Genomic DNA, 20,564 nt, shown 5'->3' with positions numbered 1-20,564 from the left:
TTCAGACCCTCTCCCTCGGAAACGAACAAGCACGAACCTAAATGAGTACTAGCGTATACGCAAGTACTCACTCGTCGCCGATGGCATAATCGAACGCGCTCTACTTGCATGCACAGGAATGAGGACACATGGATCTCGACGCCGATACGAGCACCACCGATCTGCTGGTGCCGGAGGCTGCGCTGGGCCGGTCCGATCAGACCTCGCGGCAGTACCTGCGCCTGCGAGCCGACATCCTGGCCGGCAAGTTCCCCCAGGGCTCTCCGCTGCACGAGACTCAATTGTGCGAATCGTACGGCGCATCGCGTACCCCGATCCGCGAGGCACTCAACTGGCTCGCGCACGACGGTCTACTCGAACGAGCCGCCCGCGGTTTTCGTGTCCGTTCCGGCACACCCGAGGACGTCATCGAAATCTACGCAGCGCGGGTTGCCCTCGAATCGGAAGCCGCCGGCGCCGCCGCACTCCGCCACAGCGATCTCGACCTTGCCCGCCTGGACGGATTGCACGAGTTCTGCTGCACTGCAACAGAAGGCACCGAGGTTCGTGCCGGAAACTTCAAGTTTCACGAGGCCCTCTGGCAGGCCGCCCACAATTCCACGATCACCTCATTGCTGATCCGCCTCACCACCCAATTGCGAATCTACGACAGCGGCCCGCCGTCGAACTACGGCGAACCTGACCTGCTCAATTCGGAGCATCAAGAGATCCTGAACGCCATCCGCGCCCGGGACGAATCGTCCGCACGTGGTCACATGCGCAACCATCTCGAGCGCAGCCGCGACCAACGAATAAGGATGTTCGCCAGCCGCTGACTTCAGACAGCCCAGATTTCTGCACACTGACGCCTGCGCCGCCGTCGCTCAGACGGGGAGCGTGCCGGTGTCGACGTCGTACACGCTCTCGGCCGGGCTCGACATCACTCGATCCGCCATCTCCTGCTTGAGCTCTGTCAGCCGTGACTCGTCTTCGGCCGTCCGGTCGGACTTACGGGACAGAGTGATGAACTCGTCGACGACGAACCCCTCCCGAACAGTCAGCGTGACGCTCGCGCCGCGATAGGTGATCCGAAATACATACAGCGCGAGCGTATTTCCACGTTCACGCCTGGCCAAGGAACTGTCAACGGTGTACCGCCCTTCGGTCACCGCGCGCGTGACCAACTCGAACGCATCGCGCACTCCTGGTCCGCCGTGTGCGGTGGTGACGACCAGCTCGCGACGCTCGACGGAGCCTTCCCCGCCGAGCACACCGAGAGCGCGCTCGAGAACCTTGTAGGCATGCGCCACGCCGCCCGGGGCCTGCGGACCGTGATAGCGGAGGGCGTCCTCGTACGTGAAGTCGAGCATCGTCCCGTGATCGGTCACGGTGAGCGTGGTGGCCATGATGGGCGTCCTTGCCGGTCAGTGCTGGCGGTCGATCGGATTGATCCGCGAGACGATGAGCGGATCGATCGGAGTGAAAGGGAAGTGCGGCAGCTCCCGCTCCGGAACGCCGAACGAGGCCGAGAGAACGCTGCGCGAGAACGCGGAAGCCGTTGCACGGTAGCCTATGTCGCCCGGTGTCGGCTGGTCGAAGAAGATGAGGAAATTGATGTCCTCGTCACCTAGAACCTCGATATGATGGGGATAGGCACGCGGAACGAAATACACCTGACCGGGCTCCAGTAGGTAGGTGTCGAGCGAACCGTCCGGATCGAGGACCGTCATCCGCCCGTGACCACGATGCACGTATCCCATTTCGGCAGTGACGGGATGCCAGTGTGGCTCACGCATTCCACTCTCGCGAATAGTCAACGAGTACATCGAAAGATCCTCCAGCGCCGCCCAATACTGCTTTCGCGCCACTTTCGCCTGTCCGTACGGATATGCGAGAGGCGCGATCTGGCCTTCGAGATCGAAGAGATGCGCGTTGGGAAGGCCGGCGGTATCGGGAACGACGGCGGCGCCGTCCCGCCGAACTATCTGGGACGCATCGGCTCTACCGAAGACGTCGAAGGCCGATGCGGCGAGATCGTACGTATTGCCGAGCACCGCGTTCGACATTGCGCTGACGCTACTCTGCAACGAAAAGTGCTGCGGCAGAGAAGTACGCAGGGCGGCGATGATCTCCGCCTCCTCCTCTCCGACATTCTCGATGTGATAAATCGCGCCGGATTCGACGTGATACATCTGCCCCGCTCGCACCACGAAACTGGCGAACTCGTCAGCATTGCCCAACATCGAGACGAGCACGGTTCCGCTGGTGACGTAGGCGATCTGGTTCGCGTTGACGTTCCATTGTGGTTCACGGATCGCGCCGGGACCGAGAACAATTCGTTTGATCGACAGACCGGACAGGATCGGCAACGAACTCGTGTCGAGCTGCGAGATCGACCCGAGTTCGTTCTCGAAGACACTGGGGCCATTGCGTAGTGAGGCAACGTGTGTAGACATGGCAATTTTATCCTTCCCACTCTGGTCCTTTCGACTCCGCTCCCTTCCGCCTCGCTGACGTCAGTCCTCGATGAACGCGAGAATGTCCTGGTCCAGTGTCTTCTGATATGAGCCGTAGATGCCGTGAGGTGCGCCCGGATACACCTTCAGCGTGCCCTTCTTCACCAGCTTGATCGCCTTCTCGGCCGCTGCGCCGATCGGCACGATCTGATCGTCGTCGCCCTGAGCGATGAGGAACGGAACGTCGATGGCTTCGAGATCGGAGGTCTGGTCCGTCTCCGAGAATGCCTTGACGCAGTCGTAGGCCGCGGCGAGGTTGACCAACATACCTTGCCGCCAGAAGTCGTCCTTCGCCCCTTGCGAGACGTCGGCACCTTCGCGGTTCGCGCCGTAAAAGCTCTCGCTGAGATCCTTGTAGAACTGCGATCGGTCTCGCAGAACTCCCTCACGGATGCCGTCGAAGACCTCGATCGGTGTGCCTTCGGGGTTGCCGTCCGACTTGACCATGATCGGCGGTACGGCGCCGGCGGTGATCACCTTCGCCACGCGCCCTTTGCCGTGCTGCGCCGCGTACCGGACCACTTCCCCGCCGCCGGTCGAATGGCCAACCAGGACCAGGTCTTTCAGGTCGAGTGTGTCGATCAGCTCAGCCAGGTCCTTGGCATATGTATCCATGTCGTTGCCGGTGTACGTCTTCGACGAGCGACCGTGTCCTCGACGATCGTGCGCGATGGTCCGGTATCCGGCGTCGGCGAACAACTTCATCTCGACCTGCCACGCGTCAGAACTCAGCGGCCACCCGTGGCTGAGGACGATCGGCCGGCCGACGCCGTGCTCGGTGTAGTAGATCTCGGTTCCGTCGGAGGTGGTGATGTAGGGCATGCTCTGCTCTTCTCTGTCGAGTCGTGGACTGAGATCCGGACACGGTGCCCGGTTTCCTCACTCTGCGAGTGCCCACTACGGGGGCAGTCGACTCATCGATCGACAGAAATGTGCGTGGGGGCAGAAGACTCCGGCCCGACACCACGAAGCGTGGTGCCGGGCCGGAGCCTTCAGTCAAAGGGAAACGATCAGTAATCGTCCTCCGTGTAGACGATCATCCCGCGCAGATTCTTTCCTTCGAGCATGTCGGCGTACCCCTCGTTGATCTCCTCGAGCTTGTAAGTCTTGGTCACCAACTCGTCGAGTTTGAGTGCGCCGCTTCGGTAGTGATCGAGCAACTTGGGAATCTGGGACCGTGGCCCTACCCCGCCGAAGATGGCTCCCTGCAAACGCTTCTGCAGAAGGGTCAGCTCGAAGAGGCTGAGCGTCACCTGCGAATCTCCGTAATGCCCCATTCCGACGACCACGACCTGGCCACCCTTGCCCGTCGCGCTGAGCGCGGGCTGAATGATGTCGCCGTGAATCTCGCCCACGGTGATCACGGTGACGTCGGCCATCTTGCCCCAGGTGATCTCGCCGATCACCGGTAGCGCTTCCTCGAGGGAGGCAAAAGTGTGTGTGGCGCCGAATTCCTTTGCCTTGTCGCGCTTGAACTCGACGGGATCGATCGCGATCACAAATCGTGCTCCGGCGGACGCCGCACCCTGCACCGAGTTGATTCCGACGCCGCCGACGCCGACGACCACCACCGTGTCGCCGACCTTGGCTCCACCGATTGCGGTGGCCGATCCCCAACCGGTGGCAACACCGCAGCCGAGCAAGGCCGCCTTGTCGAGCGGGATGTCCTTCTCGATCTTGATCACCGACGCCTCGTTGACGGTCACGTACGGCGAAAATGTTCCGAGCAGGCACATCTGGATGACCGGCTCGTCGTCGAGGGTGACGCGGTACGTCTTGTCGGAGATCGCCTGCCCGGTCAACAGGCCGGCTCCCTCGTCGCAGATGTTCTGCAGACCCTTCGCACAGGACGGACAACGTCCGCACGCCGGGATGAAGGCGAGAACCACGTGGTCGCCTTCTTCGACGCTCGCGACACCCGGGCCGACCTTCGTCACCACTCCGGCGCCTTCGTGCCCGCCCAGGGCCGGGTAGAAGGGCAGCGGGCTGGCGCCCGTACGCAAATGTTCGTCCGAATGGCACAGCCCCGATGCGGCGAGTCGGACCTGCACCTCACCCGAGACCGGGTCCCCCAGCTCGACCTCTTCGATCTCCCACGCCTGACCTGGCGCCTTGACTACCGCTGCCTTGACCTTCACCTGCACTCCTCGAAATTCTTCGTGATGCACGGACGACGAAAGAACGCGCCGGCATTTGTGTCGCCGATCACACTCCATGTACGAGTGTGCCTGAAGTAGCCCGAGAATACCGTCGGTCCGTGTGCCTTTTTGGTAGCCGCCTTTACCAGAAAGGCGCACGGCTAACATGGACACAGTGGCCAAGGGAACTCGCAAGACCAGAACTCGCAGCAGTACTCCCGAGCGAGGCGAGTCCGGTCCCGTCGCCGGCACTTTTCCGATCGATACCGGGACGTGCGAACTAGTCCGCGATCAGTACTCCGATGACAGTTGGATCATCCAGATCAACGGAGTGCCCAGTTCCCACGTGAACGTCGCGGATCCCACGGTGCTCGATTTCGAGTACATGCGGTGGATCGCGCATCTGGTCGATTCCGAACGTGACAAGGCCGAGCGCCTGCGGGTGCTTCATCTCGGCGGTGGCGCCTGCTCCATGGCCAGATACTTCGCCGCCACGTACCCCGACGCGCGTCAAGTGGTGGTCGAAATCGACGGTGCTCTGGCGGAACTCGTACGCGATTGGTTCGACCTCCCGCGTGCGCCTCTTCTGCGCATCCGCGTCGGAGAAGCCCGCGCCGTCACCGAAACTCTCACCGAGTCCACCCGGGACATCGTGATTCGAGATGTCTTCGCCGGCAGCACAACTCCGACACCATTGACGACGGCGCAATTCACCACCCACGTACGACGCGTGCTCGCACCGGGCGGTATCTACATCGTCAACTGCGGCGACACCCCGGATCTTCAGGGCGCGCGCAGTGAAGCCGCAACCATCGGTGCGCAGTTCGAACACATGGCGATCATCGCCGATCCCGCGATGCTCAAGGGCCGTCGCTACGGCAACATGATCATCGCGGGCAGCGACGTACCGATCGGCGGGCAACCCGCGCTCGCGCGCGAGCTACTCGGCGGAGGAGTTCCCGCCCACGTGTGGCAGGACGCCGAAGTCCGCAAGTTCGCCGCGAATGCGCCGGTTCGCCAAGACTGAGCGAAAACGCTACTCCCCGCCGAAGACCCTCTCCACCACTGCTTTTGCCCGACGCGTGATGCGCAGGTAGTTGTCGAGGAATTCCCCTGCGTCGTCGCCGTATCCAGCGACCTGCGCCACCGCCGCGAGAACACGGCCCGGGCCGGGAAGCTGATCGGTCGGCTTGCCTCGCACCAGAACGAGGCAGTTGCGTGCCTTCGTCGCGGTGATCCAGGCGTCACGCAGCAGTTCGACGTCACCTTCGCTGAGCAGTTCCGCGGCGCCGATGGCGTCGAGAGTCTCGAGGGTCGACGTGTTGTGCAGCGACTCGATCTTGTCGGCGTGGCGCAGCTGCAGCAATTGCACAGTCCACTCGATGTCGGCCAAGCCGCCGCGACCCAGTTTCGTGTGCGTCGCCGGATCGGCTCCGCGCGGGAGCCTTTCGGAATCGACTCGCGCCTTGATGCGCCGGATCTCGCGCACCGCCGCATCACTGACGCCGCCTTCGGGGTAGCGGGTCTTGTCGATCATGTGCAGGAACCGCAGTCCCAATTCAGGATCACCGGCAACCGGGTGCGCACGAAGCAGCGCTTGAATCTCCCACGCCTGAGCCCACTTCGCGTAGTACGCGTCGTAAGACTCGAGAGTGCGCACCATCGGACCGTTACGGCCTTCCGGACGTAGTCCGGTATCGACTTCGAGCGGCGGATCGGTACTCGGTGCCCCGAGGAGCTTGCGGACCTTGTCGGCAATGCTGTTGGCCCACTTGACCGCAACGGTCTCATCGGCGCCCTCACGAGGTTCGCACACGAACAGCACGTCAGCATCGGATCCATAGCCCAGTTCGCCGCCGCCGAGTCGACCCATGCCGATGACGGAGAAACTGGCCGGCGCCTCGGTCCCGAGTTCGGTGACGCTGGCCTTGATCACCGCGGAGAGCGATGCATTGAGCACCGCGGCCCACACCGAGGACAGCGCCTTGCAGACGGCGGGAACATCGAGCATGCCGAGGATGTCGGCCGAAGCGATGCGCGCAAGCTCGTGTCGCCGCAGCGAGCGGGCCGCAGCAACAGCACGATTGGGATCACTGTGTCGGCCGGAGGCGGTGAGGATTCCGCGAGCGACATCCTCGGGCTTCGGCTCGACCAGGCGCGGCCCGCTCGGTGAATCCGCGAACAAACGGATCACGTCGGGAGCCTTGATGAGCAGGTCGGGTAGGTACGCGGACGAGCCCAGCACGGTCATCAGACGCTCGGCGACCGCAGCCTCGTCACGGAGCAGGCGCAGGAACCACGTCTGGTCGACGAGCGCGTCCGAGAGCCTGCGGTAAGCGAGCAGCCCGGCATCGGGATCCGGTGTGTCCGCGAGTGATTCGAGCAGAGTCGGCAACAGGAGCGCTTGAATGCGACCCTTGCGTGAAGCGCCACTCGTCAGTGCAGTCAGATGCCCGAGAGCATGCTCGGGTGCCGTGTAACCGAGAGCGGCCAACTGGCGAACCGCGGCTTCTGGCCCCAGGACCAGTGCTTCCTTGTCCATCCGCGCCACCGATTCGAGAAGCGGGCGGTAGAACAACTTGGCGTGCAGGCGGCGAATCCGATGCGAATTCCGCTTGATCTCGGCGCGCAGGACTCCCAGGGAATCCAGACGACCGTCGGGTCGCATGTGCGCGGCGCGGGCCAGCCAACGCAGCGCTTCCTCGTCGTCCGGCGGCGGCAGGGTGTGCGTGCGCTTGAGCTTCTGCAACTGCAGACGGTGCTCGAGCAGACGCAGGAATTCGTACGACGCAGTCAGGTTGGCGGCGTCGTCGCGGCCGACGTATCCACCCGCCGCCAATGCAGTCAGTGCATCGACGGTGCTCTGGACATGCAACGAACTGTCGGCGCGCCCGTGCACCAATTGCAGGAGTTGGACGGCGAATTCGACGTCGCGCAAACTTCCGCGGCCGAGTTTGAGTTCACGCTCACGCAGTTCGGGGGGAACCATTTCCTCGACGCGTCGACGCATGGCCTGGACTTCGGGGACGAAGTCCTCGCGCTCGGAGGCGATCCACACCATCGGGCTCATCGCCTCGGAGTACTGGCGACCGAGCTCCATGTCGCCGGTCATCGGACGAGCCTTGAGCAGTGCCTGGAACTCCCAGGTCTTGGCCCAGCGCTTGTAGTACGTGATGTGGGATTCGAGGGAGCGAACCAATTCTCCGCGCTTGCCTTCGGGCCGCAGCGCAGCATCGACCTCGAAGAATGCGGAGGTACCGATACGCATCATCTCACCGGCAACGCGACTGGCCGTCGCATCGGCCGGTTCGGCGACGAACACCACGTCGACGTCGGAGACGTAGTTCAGCTCGCGCGCACCACATTTGCCCATGGCGATCACGGCGAGCCGGATCGGACAGCTGCCCTCGGGACACACCGTTGCGATGGCCACCGCAAGTGCAGCGGTCAGCGCGGCGTCGGCCAGATCGGAAAGCTGGTGCCCCACAGTCTGATACGGAACTACGGGTTCGTTCTCGACGGTCGCCGCAAGATCAGCCGCAGCCAGCAGCATCAACTGGTCCTTGTAGCTCTTACGCAGAGCAACAACAGCTTCCGGTCCGGTCACGGTGGCGCGGTAGGCCAATGAACCTTCGGTGGCACCCTCGTCGACAGTTGCACCCACGACCTCCAGCAAGGCTGCAGTCGCCTCGTCCTTGGTCGGCAGAGCGGTGCCGTCGAGCAGTTTCCAGCCGATCGGATCCGCGGCCAGGTGGTCGCCGAAGGCCGACGACGCACCCACCAGTGCGAACAAACGGCCGCGCAGGCTCTTGTCCTTGCGAAGGGCCTGATCGAGTTCGCGCCACCCGTCGCCGAGCCCGTCCTTGATCCGCACAAGGGTGCGCAGAGCGAGGTCGGCGTTCGCGGCACGCGACAGCGACCACAAGAGTTCGATGCTCTCGGCGTCGACCCAACCGAGCTGACGCAACTCGTCGGCAGCGGTGGGCTCGACCAGCCCGAGTCGACCCGGTCCTGGAACTGCTGATCTCGCAGCGGGCGGTTTCACCGTCACAGACCGAGGTAGGTCTTGAGCTCGAACGGCGTCACGTGGCTGCGGTATTCCTCCCACTCACGACGCTTGTTGCGCAGGAAGAAATCGAAGACGTGCTCGCCGAGTGCTTCGGCCACGAGCTCCGACTTCTCCATCTCGCGCAGAGCGCTGTCCAAGTTGCTCGGCAGTTCCTTGTAACCCATGGCGCGACGCTCGGCGGAGGTCAACGACCACACGTCGTCTTCTGCCTCGGGCGGCAAGGTGTAGCCCTTCTCGATGCCGCGAAGACCGGCAGCAAGCAGGACCGCGAAAGTCAGGTACGGGTTGCAAGCCGAGTCTGGGCTACGGATCTCGACGCGACGTGACGACGCCTTGTTGGGCGTGTACATCGGGACGCGAATGAGAGCCGATCGGTTGGACGGGCCCCACGACGCAGCAGTGGGTGCCTCTCCCCCGTGGACGAGTCGCTTGTACGAATTGACCCACTGGTTCGTGACCGCACTGATCTCGTTGGCGTGCTCGAGGATGCCGGCGATGAACGCCTTGCCGGTCTCGGAGAGCTGCATCGGATCGTCCGGATTGTGGAAGGCGTTGGTGTCGCCCTCGAACAGGCTCATGTGGGTGTGCATCGCGGAGCCGGCCTGATCGCTGAACGGCTTGGGCATGAAGCTCGCCCGGACGCCTTCACCGATCGCGACCTCCTTGACGACGTACCGGAACGTCATCACGTTGTCGGCCATCGAGAGTGCGTCGGCGTAGCGCAGATCGATCTCCTGCTGACCCGGCGCGGCCTCGTGGTGGCTGAACTCGACCGAGATGCCCATCGACTCGAGTGCGTCGATGGCGTGGCGGCGGAAATTCGGAGCCGAATCGTGCACAGCCTGGTCGAAGTATCCGCCCGAGTCCGCCGGGATCGGTGGAGTGCCGTCGATCGGGCCGTTCTCCAGAAGGAAGAACTCGATTTCCGGGTGGACGTAGCAGCTGAAGCCCAAGTCGCTGGCCTTGCTCAACTGGCGACGCAGTACGTGGCGCGGATCGGCCCACGACGGCGAACCGTCGGGCATCGTGATGTCACAGAACATGCGAGCGGAATGCTGCGCACCGTCCTTGTGGGCCCACGGCAGGATCTGGAATGTCGAGGCGTCGGGCCGAGCGACGGTGTCGGCTTCGGAGACTCGAGAGAATCCCTCGATGGCGGAACCGTCGAATCCGATTCCCTCCTCGAAGGCGCCTTCGAGTTCGGCGGGGGCGATCGCCACCGATTTGAGGTACCCGAGAACATCGGTGAACCACAAGCGGACAAACCGAATGTCGCGCTCTTCCAGGGTACGAAGCACGAATTCTTTTTGGCGATCCATGCACGCGAGACTAAGCAAGCCACGTTAAATCTGTGTTACATCAGTGGTCCCGGTTAACAGAGTGATTGGTCACCATCGAATAGGCGCAGCGTACGGCGTCGCGCCGGCTAACATGTCAGACCCTCTTCCGGAGCCTTCAAGTAAACGAAGTAGTCGACGACGGCATCGTCGACGCAGGAGTTTCCGTCCAGAACCACCGTGTGTTGGGTTCCGTCGAACGTGATCAGAGCAGCGCCCAACTGCTTCGCGAGATCCACTCCGGCCTGATACGGGGTCGCCGGATCCTGCGTCGTGGACACGACGACCAGCTGCGGCAGACCGGCGTCAGCGAGTGCCTGGGGGTCGAGCGCGTGAGGGCTGCCGGTAGCCGGAACGGGCCAGAACGCGCACAGGTCGAGCGGCGCTTGACCCGTCCCGCGGCCGTCGTCGAGGAACGGCGCCGCCTCGCGGTACCGAGTGTCGGATTCGCCGGCCTCGGCGCGGTCGGTGGTTGCCGGATCGTCCACGCAGCGAATGGCGTTGAACGCGTCGTTGATGTTGGAGTAGCTGCCGTCATCCTCACGGCCTTCGTACATGTCGGCGAGATTGAGCAGCGAGTCGCCGCGTCCGTCGGCCAGACTCGACAGACCCCCACGCAGCGGCGTCCACAACTGTGGCGAATACAGAGCCTGCTGCACGCCGGTGATCGCGTCGGAATAACTCAGCCCGCGCGGATCGGTGGTCTGTGCCGGCTTCTCGATCAACGGATCGACGAGTGCCTGAAAGCGTGCCTGCGCCTGCGCCGGATCATCACCCAGCGGGCAATCCGTTCGCGAGACACAGTCGGCGACAAAGGCGTCGAACGCGCCTTGGAAGCCCTGCCCCTGCAAGACCACTTCGTCGACCGGATCCTGCTCGGGGTCGAGCGCGCCGTCGAGGACCATCGCTCGGACGTTCTGCGGAAAGGTTTCCGCGTACGTGGATCCGAGCCGGGTCCCGTACGAGAACCCGAGGTAGTTCATCTTCGGATCGCCGAGAACGCCCCGAATGACGTCCATATCTCGCACCACCTCGTAGGTACCGACATGAGCGAGGAACTCCGTACCGGTCCGCTCAGCGCACTTGGCGGCGTAGTCCTTGCTGTCCGCCTCGGCGAGAGCGATGCCCTCCGGCGTCATGTCGACGTTGACCTCCGCACGCTCCGCGTCGGTCTCCTCCGGCGTCAAACACTGAACCTGCGGGGTCGACGCCCCGATCCCCCGCGGATCGAAGCCGATCATGTCGAAACGTTCCTGCAATTCGGTGCCCGAACCCGAGGTCGCCATCGACAGCCCGGACCCACCCGGCCCGCCGGGGTTCAGCAACAGTGAGCCGATGCGGTCGCCGGTTGCCTTCGAACGCGAGATCACCACCTTCGCGGTGTCGCCGTTCGGATTCGCGTAGTCGACGGGAACGCTCACCTCGGCGCAGTCGACCCCACGCCCCAGCGGCGCAGTTCCTTCTTCGACAAATTGGTCGCACGAACCCCAGTCGAGCGTCTGCTCGTAGAATTTCTCGAGGCCGGACGGCACCGCGGACGCGGCAGAACCAGCAGGTTCCACTGATTCGGGCGTGCCTTCCGAACTGGTGCAACCGACAACCAACACGAGCACTGCTGCGCTTCCGGCGAGGGCACCGGAGAGGCGAACGAACTTCGACATGCCATCGATGGTGCCAGGAAACCGCGATAGCCAGCGGTTCGCCTCGTCTCGGCACCTACCTGATACGCGCGCGGTGATGTGACCCATTGCACCCCGTCAACTATTCGTGTCGGCGATGTCCGGTGGCAGACTGAACACGTCATCACCCACACCCGGGGACCCGAAGGCGATCAACGCTCAGGGCCTCGAGGCCAGAAAGGGACAACGATGTCCGAAACACCTCTCTACGGTTCTGTACCCAGTGCAGTTTCTGTACCCACTGCAAGCTCTACCGATGCACCGAAGCGTAAGACGCGCATTCACCACCTCGCCGAGATGAAGCAGAACGGCGAACGCTGGTCGATGCTCACCGCTTACGACTACTCCACGGCACGCATCTTCGAAGACGCAGGCATCCCGGTGCTGCTCGTCGGCGACTCTGCCGCCAACGTCGTCTACGGCTACGACACCACCGTGCCGATCACCGTCGACGAACTGCTCCCGCTCGTGCGTGGCGTCGTTCGCGGCGCGCCGCACGCACTCGTCGTCGCCGACCTCCCCTTCGGCACCTACGAGGGTTCCGCCGAGCAGGCCCTGGCGACTGCCACACGGTTCATGAAGGAAGGCCTCGCGCACGCCGTCAAACTCGAGGGCGGTGAGCGGATGAGCAAGCAGATCGCGGCAATCACCTCGGCCGGCATCCCCGTCATGGCACACGTCGGATTCACCCCGCAGAGCGTGAACTCGCTCGGCGGATTCCGCGTCCAGGGTCGTGGCGACGCGGCCGAGCAACTTGTGGCGGACGCCATTGCAGTCCAGGAAGCCGGGGCGTTCTCCGTCGTCATGGAAATGGTTCCGGCCGAGATTGCGGGCCAGGTCAGCCGCAAACTCACCATCCCCACCGTCGGCATCGGGGCCGGTTCCGAATGCGACGCTCAGGTACTCGTCTGGCAGGACATGGCGGGTTACACGAGTGGTAAGACAGCCAAGTTCGTCAAGCGTTTCGGTAACGTCGGTGACGAACTGCGTTCCGCAGCCGCAGCCTATGCATCAGAAGTTCGCACTGGCGCTTTCCCGGCCGCAGAACACAGTTTCTGATCCGAGACCGGCGAACGCCGCCTGTCTCTCAACCAGCCAGGGGTGCGTTCAATGATCGGTAACCGTCGAAGTTCTACTGCCGCAGCTGTAGTCGGCGCGGCAGCTCTCGTCACGGTGCTGAGCGGATGCGCGGGAGGGTCCACCAACTCTCCCGCGCCCAGCAGCACTACGCCCGCGAGTTCCACCACGACGGCGCCGGCAACAACCGCGTCCGGTTCGACGTTCACCGACGCTCAAGTCCAGCAGTTGTGCTCGGATATGGAAGGGCAGCTGCAGAACTGGCGGACCGTCACCCCGACGCTCGGCAAGGGCGGACTGAACACGATCGTCATCACGTGGGCGACGCAGAACGGCATCAACCTGCTCGATCTCGCTCAGAACCGCGAAAGCATCGACGCGGCAACCTCGGCCGCGTGCCCGGACGTCCGGAGCGGCGCGATTTCCGCACTCGAGATCCCCGATCTCGCCTCCGGCCTGGTGGGCTTCTGATGACCGACACTTCCGCGCAGCCGTCGACTCTCCGGAGTCTGTATCCCCCGATCGAGCCTTTCGTCACCGGCTTCCTCGATGTCGGTGACGGCCAGAGCATGTACTGGGAAGTCAGCGGAAATCCGGACGGCAAGCCGGTGGTGTTCCTGCACGGTGGCCCCGGCGGTGGTGCGCAACCGGCGGTACGCCAGTTCTTCGATCCGGCCGCATACCGCATCGTTCTACTCGACCAGCGCGGCTGCGGGCGGTCCACCCCTCACGTTGCCGACGGCGCCGACCTGTCGGTGAACACGACGGACAAGCTGCTGGCCGACATCGAAGCCCTGCGCGAACATCTTTCGATCGACAAGTGGATGGTTTTCGGCGGGTCCTGGGGTTCCACGCTGTCCATCGCCTACGCCGAAACGTTTCCTACGCGCGTCACTGAGCTGGTCCTGCGCGGGATCTTCCTCCTGCGTCGTAGCGAGATCGACTGGTACTACAACGGCGGCGCGGGAAACATCTTCCCGGAGCGCTGGGACAAATTCCTCGAACCGGTACCCGAGGCGCAGCGCGGCGAAGACCTCGTCGCGGTCTATCACCAACTGCTCCATTCCGAAGACCCCGCCGTCGCAGCCCGGGCAGCGATCGCCTGGTCGGCCTGGGAAGGATCGACGAGCTACCTGTACCCACAGGCGGACAAGATCGAACAGAACTCCGAGACCAGGTTCGCCTTGGCCTTCGCTCGTATCGAGAACCACTACTTCGTCAACGGCGGATTCTTCGACGAGGGTCAACTCCTACGCGAAAGCTCCGCACTGCACGGCATTCCGGGGACGATCGTCCAGGGCCGCTACGACGTCGTCTGCCCCGCCACCAGCGCGTGGGCGCTGCACAAGGCGTGGCCCGAATCCAAGCTCGTGATCGTCGACGACGCCGGACACTCCGCGATGGAGCCCGGCATCGCACATCACTTGGTGGAAGCCACCGATTCTTACCGGTAGCTCGCTACGCCGGGAACGTGAACTCCACCGTCCGTTTGACGGTGTCGACGGCGGTGAGTCGCACCTTTGCGCGCTCACCGTCGTCGGGCGTTCCGACGCATTTCGCAATCACTGCGACCGACGGGACAAACACTTCCGCCGAGCGCTTTCCGTCCTTGGCGCGCATCACCACTGCGTCGAAGACCTCGCCGACCCGGCCGTCGAGCAGCGTGGACTCGGTCAGATCGATGCACGCACGGTCGACCTTGTTCGCCAGCGAGTCGGACCCACTCATGATGTCGGGCAGCTCGGGAAGTGCAGTGCGCGCCCATTCCGGTACCGGCGTACCAGCTGTGATCGCCAGACACACCTCGGTGCTGAAACGATCGGACAGCCGGCGCAGCGGAGCAGTCACGTGAGCGTAGGGCGCTCCGATCCCCGCATGCACCGTCAACTCCGGTAGTCGGCCGTCGAAGGCCGCGTAGTCTGCCCCGCGCAGCAACGACGGCGCAACCGACATCAGCGCCATCGTCGACGGCTCGTTGGAATCGAGTCCGGCAAGAATCTGCCCGACGCTTTGCCCCTCCGGCCACGTGATACCCAGCGCCACTGCAGTTCTCCGCAAGGTCCGAACCGCGGACTCCTCGGCCGGCGGCAGCGTGCGAAGCAACCCGATACCTGCGTCGATCATCATGCGGCCGGCACACATCCCGGTCAGCAGCGACACTTCTGCGTTCCAGTCGTCCGCTTCGGTGCGTGGCTCCAGTTCGATCCGCCAGCGAGCCGAGGACTCGTCCTCCGGCTGATCCCGAACCACTGACTGCTCGGGCAGTTTCAGCTCGATGGCGCCCCTGGCAACCGCCGAGGCACTGCGCAATCGTCCGAACTCCGGTAGTGCGGCGATGGACGGATGCAAGGTTCCCGCGTCGGCATCGCGCTGCACGGTCGAATAGTCCAGACGTGCCACGGATTTCACCAGAGCGCGTCTCACCTGCCACGACGTCGGCTCGGCCTGCGCGTCGAGTTCGATCCGCCACAGCGCGGCGGGGCGAACCACGTCCGGCAGCAGACTCGCCGATCCCTCCGACAACGCGCGAGGATGCAGCGGGACGGAACCGTCCGGGAGATAGAAGGTTTGGCCCCGCTTGCGAGTTTCGATGTCGAGAGCGCCACCCGGCGTCACCACCGCCGCGACGTCGGCGATCGCGTAGTGCACGACGTACCCGGTCGAGGTCTTCTCGATGTGCACTGCCTGGTCGAGGTCCATCGATCCGGGAGGGTCGATGGTCACGAAGGCGATACCCGTTTCGTCGACACGCCCGGCGCCGAAACGATCCACGGCATTCTCGGCCTCGGCCTGCGCCGCAGCCGAGAATGCTCCTGGCAAGTCGAACTCCGCCCGAACCACTCCGAAGTCGATTCCCTGCACCATCATTCGACTTGCGGGCACGCATCCTCCATGATCGGTTCGGGCCGGTGTAGCAGCAGTACCGGTCCCAGTTGTTCGAGTCCCAGCTGTTCCAAGTCCCAGCTGTTCCAAGTCTCAGTTATTCCAAGTCTCAGTTGTTCCAGTCTTCGTCTGCCCGATCGGCGGCTTTGTTGCGTTCGGCAGCGATCTTCAATGCATGCTCGGCAGAGTCCCGATCAGGGTACGGCCCCATCCTCGTCAGCGAGGACGCACCCTTTCCCTGCGTGACGGAACCGTCGGACACGTCGAAGTACCAGAGTCGATCTTCATCAGTCATATCCACAGTGTGACATCAGAGTGAGATAGAAGCTTGTAGATCGCTGTGAGACTGATATTCTTTCTACTTGGCCTGGCAGGTGAGAACCGGACATTCGAACGGTGAGTTCTGCTTGAATGCCCAACACAAGCTACGAACAGAAAATGGAGTGCGCATGTCCGCAATTCTTTACGATTACCTCCTCCCGCTCATGGGCCATGACGCGGCAACGTACTGGGCTACGCTGCTGGTCATCAAGCCTGTCTGACAGCTTTTCGAACAAAGAAGACCCCCACCGATCCGGTGGGGGTCTTCTTTTTCTCACTGTGCAGATCGCGGGCGGACGAGTCGGCGTGTAAGCCGGATCCTGTCCTGCGGCACCGAAGTGCCGAGTGGCGACCATCCATCTGGGCACACCGTCGCCGGGTGCCTCGAGCGGTTCACCCGCAGGCTCGGGCGAGCAGCCCTCGAACACCTGCGCAGCCGCACCGCGAGCGATGCGACCTTCAACCTTGCTCCGGGCGGGGTTTACCTAGCCACCCCGGTCACCCGAGGTGCTGGTGCGCTCTTACCGCACCGTTTCACCCTTACCTGCCTCGAAAGGCAGGCGGTCTGTTTTCTGTGGCACTGTCCCGCGAGTTGCCTCGGGTTGCCGTTAACAACCGCCCTGCTCTGTGGAGTCCGGACTTTCCTCGGCCCCAGGCCTGTGCGCGATACGCGCTGGTTCCAGAAGCCGCGGCCGCCCGGCCAACTCGTCCGCCCCCGTATGCTACCGGGCGCCTGTCGGTGGCCGGCACTATGGTCACCGTATGACTCGGTACGTGGCCCTACTACGCGGTATCAACGTGGGCGGCATCAACATCAAGATGGCGGACCTGGCGAGAGTCTTCGGTGACCTCGGATTCCAAGGGGTGAAAACCGTGTTGGCCTCAGGCAACGTTCTGTTCGACAGTCCGAGCACCGACATCCCGACGCTGAAGAAACAGATCGAATCCGCCCTTGCCCGCGAGTTCGGCTACGAGGCTTGGGTGTTCGTCCTCGACCTTCCGACACTGCAGGCGATCGTGGACAACTACCCGTTCGAGCGCGAACGCGAGGGTTGGCATGCTTATGCGATGGTTGCCTCCGAGCCGGAAATCCTGGAGGAATTGAGCACTGCAGCAGCGCAACTCGATGCCTCGGTCGAGCGTGTGGCGGCAGGCGACGGAGTCCTGTACTGGGAGGTCGAGAAGGGGCAGACCGTCAAGAGCGCGTTCGGCAGGAACACCGGAAAACCGAAGTTCAAGGCGTTCACCACAACCCGAAACCTGAACACGCTCTACAAACTGCTCAAATGACGCTCGCCCCGACACGGAGCACCATCGCGTGACTCTTCTACCGATCCTGCTCGTCGCCCTCGTCCTCGTCTTCGCGATAGTGCGTCCACGCGGGCTTCCCGAGATCGTCATCGCCGGGCCGGCAGCTGTCGTCGTTCTCCTGACCGGCGTCGTAACTCTCGACGAAGCCCGCGACGAACTGGCGAGCATGGCACCCACCGTCGTCTTCCTGGTTGCCGTGCTGGTTCTCGCTCATGCCGCCGATGCTCTCGGCGTCTTTCGCTGGGTCAGCCAGATCCTGCAGCAAAAATCCCTCGCCGATCCACACCGGTTGCTGATCTATGTGTTCGGCGCCGCCGCCCTGACCACGGCGGTCCTGAGCCTCGACGCCACCGTCGTGCTGCTGACACCCGCGGTGATCGCGGCCGCACGATCCATCGGAGCAAGTCCCCGGCCGCATTCCTATGCCAGTGCGCACCTGTCGAATTCGGCGTCGACCCTGCTGCCGGTGTCCAACCTGACCAACCTCATCGCGTTTGCCGCAACAGGTTTGACGTTCTTGCACTTCACCGCATTGATGGCGTTGCCGTGGGTCGTGACGATCGCTGTCGAGTACCTGATTTTTCGACTGTTCTTCCGTTCGGAACTCGCGCGGGGCGACAGCGCCGAACCGCCGGTGGCAGCCAGATCTGCGCCTGCGCCGATTCTGCCGCTGACGGTGATCGGAATGACGCTGCTCGGTTTCGCGGTTTCGGGTTTCTTCGGGATCGAGCCCGCCTGGATCGCGGTGGTGGGTGCGAGTGTCCTGGGAGCGATCGCTCTGGCTCGGCACCGTACGACCGCCGCCAAGATGCTCTACGCTGCCGACCTCTGGTTCTGCGCGTTCGTCCTGGTTCTCGGAATCATCGTCGCCGGAGTCGCGAACGGGCCGGTGGGCGAATGGATTGCGCAGATCCTGCCAGGCGACACCAGCTACGGCTCACTGCTCTTTGTCGCCGCGGTAGCGGCGGTTGCGTCCAATCTCGTCAACAACCTGCCGGCAACCTTGCTGATGATCGCAGCGCTCGGAACGGCGGCACCTCCAGCGCTGGTGCTTGCGATGTTGATCGGCGTCAACCTCGGCCCCAACCTCACCTACGTGGGCTCACTGGCAACGATGCTCTGGCGACGAGTCGCCACCAGCGCGGGCGCACCGCCCACGCTGGCGACATTCACTCTGCTCGGGGTCATCACGACGCCACTGACATTGCTCGCCGCCGTGAGTGCCCTGTGGTTGGTGATCTGATCAGAGGCTGATCAGCCGTCGGGGCTCTTTCAGCGAAGGTGTGACGTGTCGTTGACCAACCGGACCGAGGCTCCCCCGTCGGGATAGAACTCGGTGATACTCAGCGACGCCAGATCCAGATGCAACCGGTACAGCAACGACGGCCCGGCATCGAGGGCCAGCTGCACCAAAGTCTTGATCGGGGTGACGTGAGAGACGACCAACAGCGTCGCGCCGCCGTAGGTCGAGATCAGGTCGTCACGCGCGGCGACGACTCGTTCGCGTACCTCGTCGAAACTCTCGCCGCCCGGTGGACGCACCGAAGTGTCCGAGAGCCATTCGCGATGCAGGTCCGGGTCACGCTCGGCTGCCTCGCGGAACGTGAGTCCGTCCCAGTCGCCGAAATCGGTTTCGATCAAACCCTTGTGCTCGACGACGGGTAAACCGAGCACGCGGGCCGATGCCTCTGCCGTCTCACGGGTTCTGCCGAGGGGTGAGCAGACGATGGCGTCGATACCGCCTCGGTTCCCGAAGCGTCCGGCTGCGCCGGCAGCCTGCGCGCGGCCCAGTTCCGTGAGCTCCGGATTCCCGCGTCCGGAGTACCGGCGATCGACCGACATCGCTGTCTGTCCGTGACGTAGCAACAACATTCGTGTCGGCTTGCCGGTGGTGGCGATCCATCCCGGAGAGCCGGCGATCTGCGGCTCCGACGTCTCTTCGGACGGCGCGGCAGGTGCAGCAGGTGCGGGGGCCGAAGGTGCGACTGGGCCGGTTTCGATGCCGGCAGCCGCGTCCATCGCCTCGTTGGCAAGGCGATCGGCATGAGAGTTCTCGCCGCGAGGAATCCACGTGTAGGTCACTCGCGAGAACTGCGTCGCCAGCTCGGCAGCGCGCCGCTGCAGCGGAATCATGTCCGGGTGCTTGACCTTCCAGCGCCCGGACATCTGCTCGACGACCAACTTGGAATCCATGCGGACGTCGACCGTCGACGCGCCGAGTTCACCGGCAGCGGTCAACCCGGCGATCAGTCCGCGGTACTCGGCGACGTTGTTGGTCGCGATACCGATGCTTTCCTTGCGTTCGGCCAACACCGAGCGCGAGGCGTCGAACACCACCGCTCCGTAGCCGGCCGGACCGGGGTTGCCCCGCGATCCACCGTCGGCCTCGACGATGACTTGCGAGAGAGTCACAGACCGGACTCCTTGGTACGCACCATGATTGCATTGCACTCTGGGCAACGAACTACGACGTCGGCCGGTGTCGCGGCGATTCGGGAGATCTCGCCGCGGTCGATCTCGATCCGGCAAGCGCCGCATCGGCGTGCCTGCAGAAGCGCCGCGCCCGGTCCGCCCAGGCTGCGCTGCTTCTCGTAGACAGCAAGGAAATCGGCGGGAAATTCACCGACGAGTCGTTCACGATCGGCAGCGCAACGCTCCTGCGCCTTGTCCAGATCAGCGACGGCATCGTCGCGGCGACGCTTGGCGTCGATCAGCTCTTCTTCGGCCTGGGACAGCTGGGCACCGGCGTGATCGTGATCGGCCTGCAACGCCTCACGCTGCTCCATCACTTCGAGCAACTCGTCTTCGAGGAGCCCCTGACGCCGGACCAGGCTGCCGAGTTCGTGTTCGAGTTCGGTGAGCTGCTTCGCCCCGACCGACCCGCTCTGCAAGAGTGTGCGGTCACGATCCTCGCGCTGACGAACCGCGTCGACCTCGCCTTCGAGCTTGCGAATGTCGCGATCGATGTCGTCGATCTGGATTTCGACGGCTACGGACGCGTCTTTACGGCTGATTCGCTCGGCCTCGAGACGTTCGACTTCCTGCTGCTCGGGAAGCGCTCCGCGTCGGTGGGTGATCCGAGTGAGCTCAGCATCCACCCCGGCGAGGTCGAGAAGCTTGGATTGCACCTGTGGTTCGACGTTCACGCTGTATAACTCCTGCTGTAAGTCCGATGTCGGCAGTGCTCGCGAAGGACGGCTCTCGAAGAACTGCTCTTGAATTGTTCGTGCAACCGTACCTTGCAGAGCGCTGCA

18 protein-coding genes and 1 other RNA gene are annotated in these 20,564 nt (G+C 63.6%); 7 read left to right on the top strand and 12 right to left on the bottom strand.

From position 1 onward, the window contains the following. The first annotated feature begins 128 nt into the window (after nucleotides 1–128). Nucleotides 129–815 carry a GntR family transcriptional regulator gene (locus ACYP01_RS18445; RefSeq protein WP_003941581.1) on the top strand — a complete coding sequence of 229 codons (687 nt, stop codon included), beginning with the start codon at nucleotides 129–131 and terminating at the stop codon, nucleotides 813–815. Between the two features lie 48 nt (nucleotides 816–863). Here ACYP01_RS18445 and ACYP01_RS18440 read toward each other — a convergent pair whose 3' ends face one another. From ACYP01_RS18440 to ACYP01_RS18425, 4 genes are all read right to left on the bottom strand, one after another. After that, nucleotides 864–1,385 (bottom strand): hypothetical protein, encoded by a 522-nt coding sequence (locus ACYP01_RS18440; RefSeq protein WP_042445775.1) that lies wholly within the window; start codon nucleotides 1,383–1,385, stop codon nucleotides 864–866. An 18-nt stretch (nucleotides 1,386–1,403) separates the two neighbouring features. Then, a complete protein-coding gene (locus ACYP01_RS18435) occupies nucleotides 1,404–2,435 on the bottom strand; it encodes a cupin domain-containing protein (RefSeq protein ID WP_007735448.1) in 1,032 nt (343 codons plus the stop codon). Nucleotides 2,436–2,495: 60 nt separating this feature from the next. After that, entirely contained in the window at nucleotides 2,496–3,317 is an 822-nt protein-coding gene (locus ACYP01_RS18430) for an alpha/beta fold hydrolase (RefSeq protein ID WP_003941629.1), read from the bottom strand. Nucleotides 3,318–3,505: 188 nt separating this feature from the next. Then, nucleotides 3,506–4,633, bottom strand: a complete 1,128-nt coding sequence (locus ACYP01_RS18425; RefSeq protein WP_459681631.1) for an NDMA-dependent alcohol dehydrogenase — start codon at nucleotides 4,631–4,633, stop codon at nucleotides 3,506–3,508. Nucleotides 4,634–4,799: 166 nt separating this feature from the next. On the opposite strand from ACYP01_RS18425, the gene ACYP01_RS18420 reads away from it, so the two are divergent. Continuing rightward, nucleotides 4,800–5,660, top strand: a complete 861-nt coding sequence (locus ACYP01_RS18420) for a spermidine synthase (protein ID WP_007735449.1) — start codon at nucleotides 4,800–4,802, stop codon at nucleotides 5,658–5,660. A gap of 9 nt (nucleotides 5,661–5,669) precedes the next feature. Here the strand turns inward: ACYP01_RS18420 and ACYP01_RS18415 are convergent, their stop codons facing one another. The 3 genes from ACYP01_RS18415 to ACYP01_RS18405 form a co-directional block, all read right to left on the bottom strand. Continuing rightward, on the bottom strand, nucleotides 5,670–8,684 hold the full coding sequence (locus ACYP01_RS18415) for a bifunctional [glutamine synthetase] adenylyltransferase/[glutamine synthetase]-adenylyl-L-tyrosine phosphorylase (RefSeq protein ID WP_459681628.1): 3,015 nt from the start codon (nucleotides 8,682–8,684) through the stop codon (nucleotides 5,670–5,672). Continuing rightward, on the bottom strand, nucleotides 8,681–10,021 hold the full coding sequence (locus ACYP01_RS18410) for a glutamine synthetase family protein (RefSeq protein WP_003941637.1): 1,341 nt from the start codon (nucleotides 10,019–10,021) through the stop codon (nucleotides 8,681–8,683). The genes ACYP01_RS18415 and ACYP01_RS18410 overlap by 4 nt, the downstream gene beginning before the upstream one ends. Nucleotides 10,022–10,128: 107 nt before the next feature. Further along, on the bottom strand, nucleotides 10,129–11,700 hold the full coding sequence (locus tag ACYP01_RS18405; protein ID WP_459681626.1) for an alpha/beta hydrolase: 1,572 nt from the start codon (nucleotides 11,698–11,700) through the stop codon (nucleotides 10,129–10,131). Nucleotides 11,701–11,907: 207 nt separating this feature from the next. Between ACYP01_RS18405 and panB the strand changes: the two genes are divergently transcribed. Genes panB through pip form a run of 3 tightly spaced genes read left to right on the top strand, consistent with a single transcriptional unit; the run spans nucleotide 11,908 to nucleotide 14,249 of the window. Further along, nucleotides 11,908–12,777: a 3-methyl-2-oxobutanoate hydroxymethyltransferase gene (panB, locus tag ACYP01_RS18400; protein ID WP_007735454.1), complete on the top strand. Its 870-nt coding sequence runs from the start codon at nucleotides 11,908–11,910 to the stop codon at nucleotides 12,775–12,777. A 51-nt stretch (nucleotides 12,778–12,828) separates the two neighbouring features. After that, a complete protein-coding gene (locus ACYP01_RS18395) occupies nucleotides 12,829–13,266 on the top strand; it encodes a hypothetical protein (protein WP_007735455.1) in 438 nt (145 codons plus the stop codon). Continuing rightward, a complete protein-coding gene (gene pip / locus ACYP01_RS18390) occupies nucleotides 13,266–14,249 on the top strand; it encodes a prolyl aminopeptidase (RefSeq protein WP_118603027.1) in 984 nt (327 codons plus the stop codon). Before ACYP01_RS18395 ends, pip begins: the two co-directional genes overlap by 1 nt. 4 nt (nucleotides 14,250–14,253) lie before the next feature. Here the strand turns inward: pip and ACYP01_RS18385 are convergent, their stop codons facing one another. The 3 genes from ACYP01_RS18385 to rnpB form a co-directional block, all read right to left on the bottom strand. Next, on the bottom strand, nucleotides 14,254–15,663 hold the full coding sequence (locus ACYP01_RS18385; RefSeq protein ID WP_311094875.1) for an RNB domain-containing ribonuclease: 1,410 nt from the start codon (nucleotides 15,661–15,663) through the stop codon (nucleotides 14,254–14,256). Nucleotides 15,664–15,787: 124 nt separating this feature from the next. Then, entirely contained in the window at nucleotides 15,788–15,973 is a 186-nt protein-coding gene (locus ACYP01_RS18380; protein WP_007735457.1) for a hypothetical protein, read from the bottom strand. A gap of 319 nt (nucleotides 15,974–16,292) precedes the next feature. After that, nucleotides 16,293–16,707, bottom strand: an RNA gene (gene rnpB / locus ACYP01_RS18375) — RNase P RNA component class A. 54 nt (nucleotides 16,708–16,761) lie between these two features. Between rnpB and ACYP01_RS18370 the strand changes: the two genes are divergently transcribed. Continuing rightward, nucleotides 16,762–17,289, top strand: coding sequence for a DUF1697 domain-containing protein (locus ACYP01_RS18370; RefSeq protein ID WP_007735458.1), 528 nt, complete (start codon nucleotides 16,762–16,764; stop codon nucleotides 17,287–17,289). Between the two features lie 28 nt (nucleotides 17,290–17,317). Continuing rightward, nucleotides 17,318–18,553 carry an SLC13 family permease gene (locus ACYP01_RS18365; RefSeq protein ID WP_007735459.1) on the top strand — a complete coding sequence of 412 codons (1,236 nt, stop codon included), beginning with the start codon at nucleotides 17,318–17,320 and terminating at the stop codon, nucleotides 18,551–18,553. A 29-nt stretch (nucleotides 18,554–18,582) separates the two neighbouring features. Here the strand turns inward: ACYP01_RS18365 and ACYP01_RS18360 are convergent, their stop codons facing one another. Beyond that, entirely contained in the window at nucleotides 18,583–19,722 is a 1,140-nt protein-coding gene (locus ACYP01_RS18360; RefSeq protein WP_030537561.1) for a bifunctional RNase H/acid phosphatase, read from the bottom strand. After that, entirely contained in the window at nucleotides 19,719–20,456 is a 738-nt protein-coding gene (locus tag ACYP01_RS18355) for a zinc ribbon domain-containing protein (protein WP_003941604.1), read from the bottom strand. The genes ACYP01_RS18360 and ACYP01_RS18355 overlap by 4 nt, the downstream gene beginning before the upstream one ends. Between the last annotated feature and the right edge of the window lie 108 nt (nucleotides 20,457–20,564).

Source organism: Rhodococcus sp. no. 34, assembly GCF_054589475.1.
This window is presented reverse-complemented; position numbering and strand designations above follow the sequence as displayed.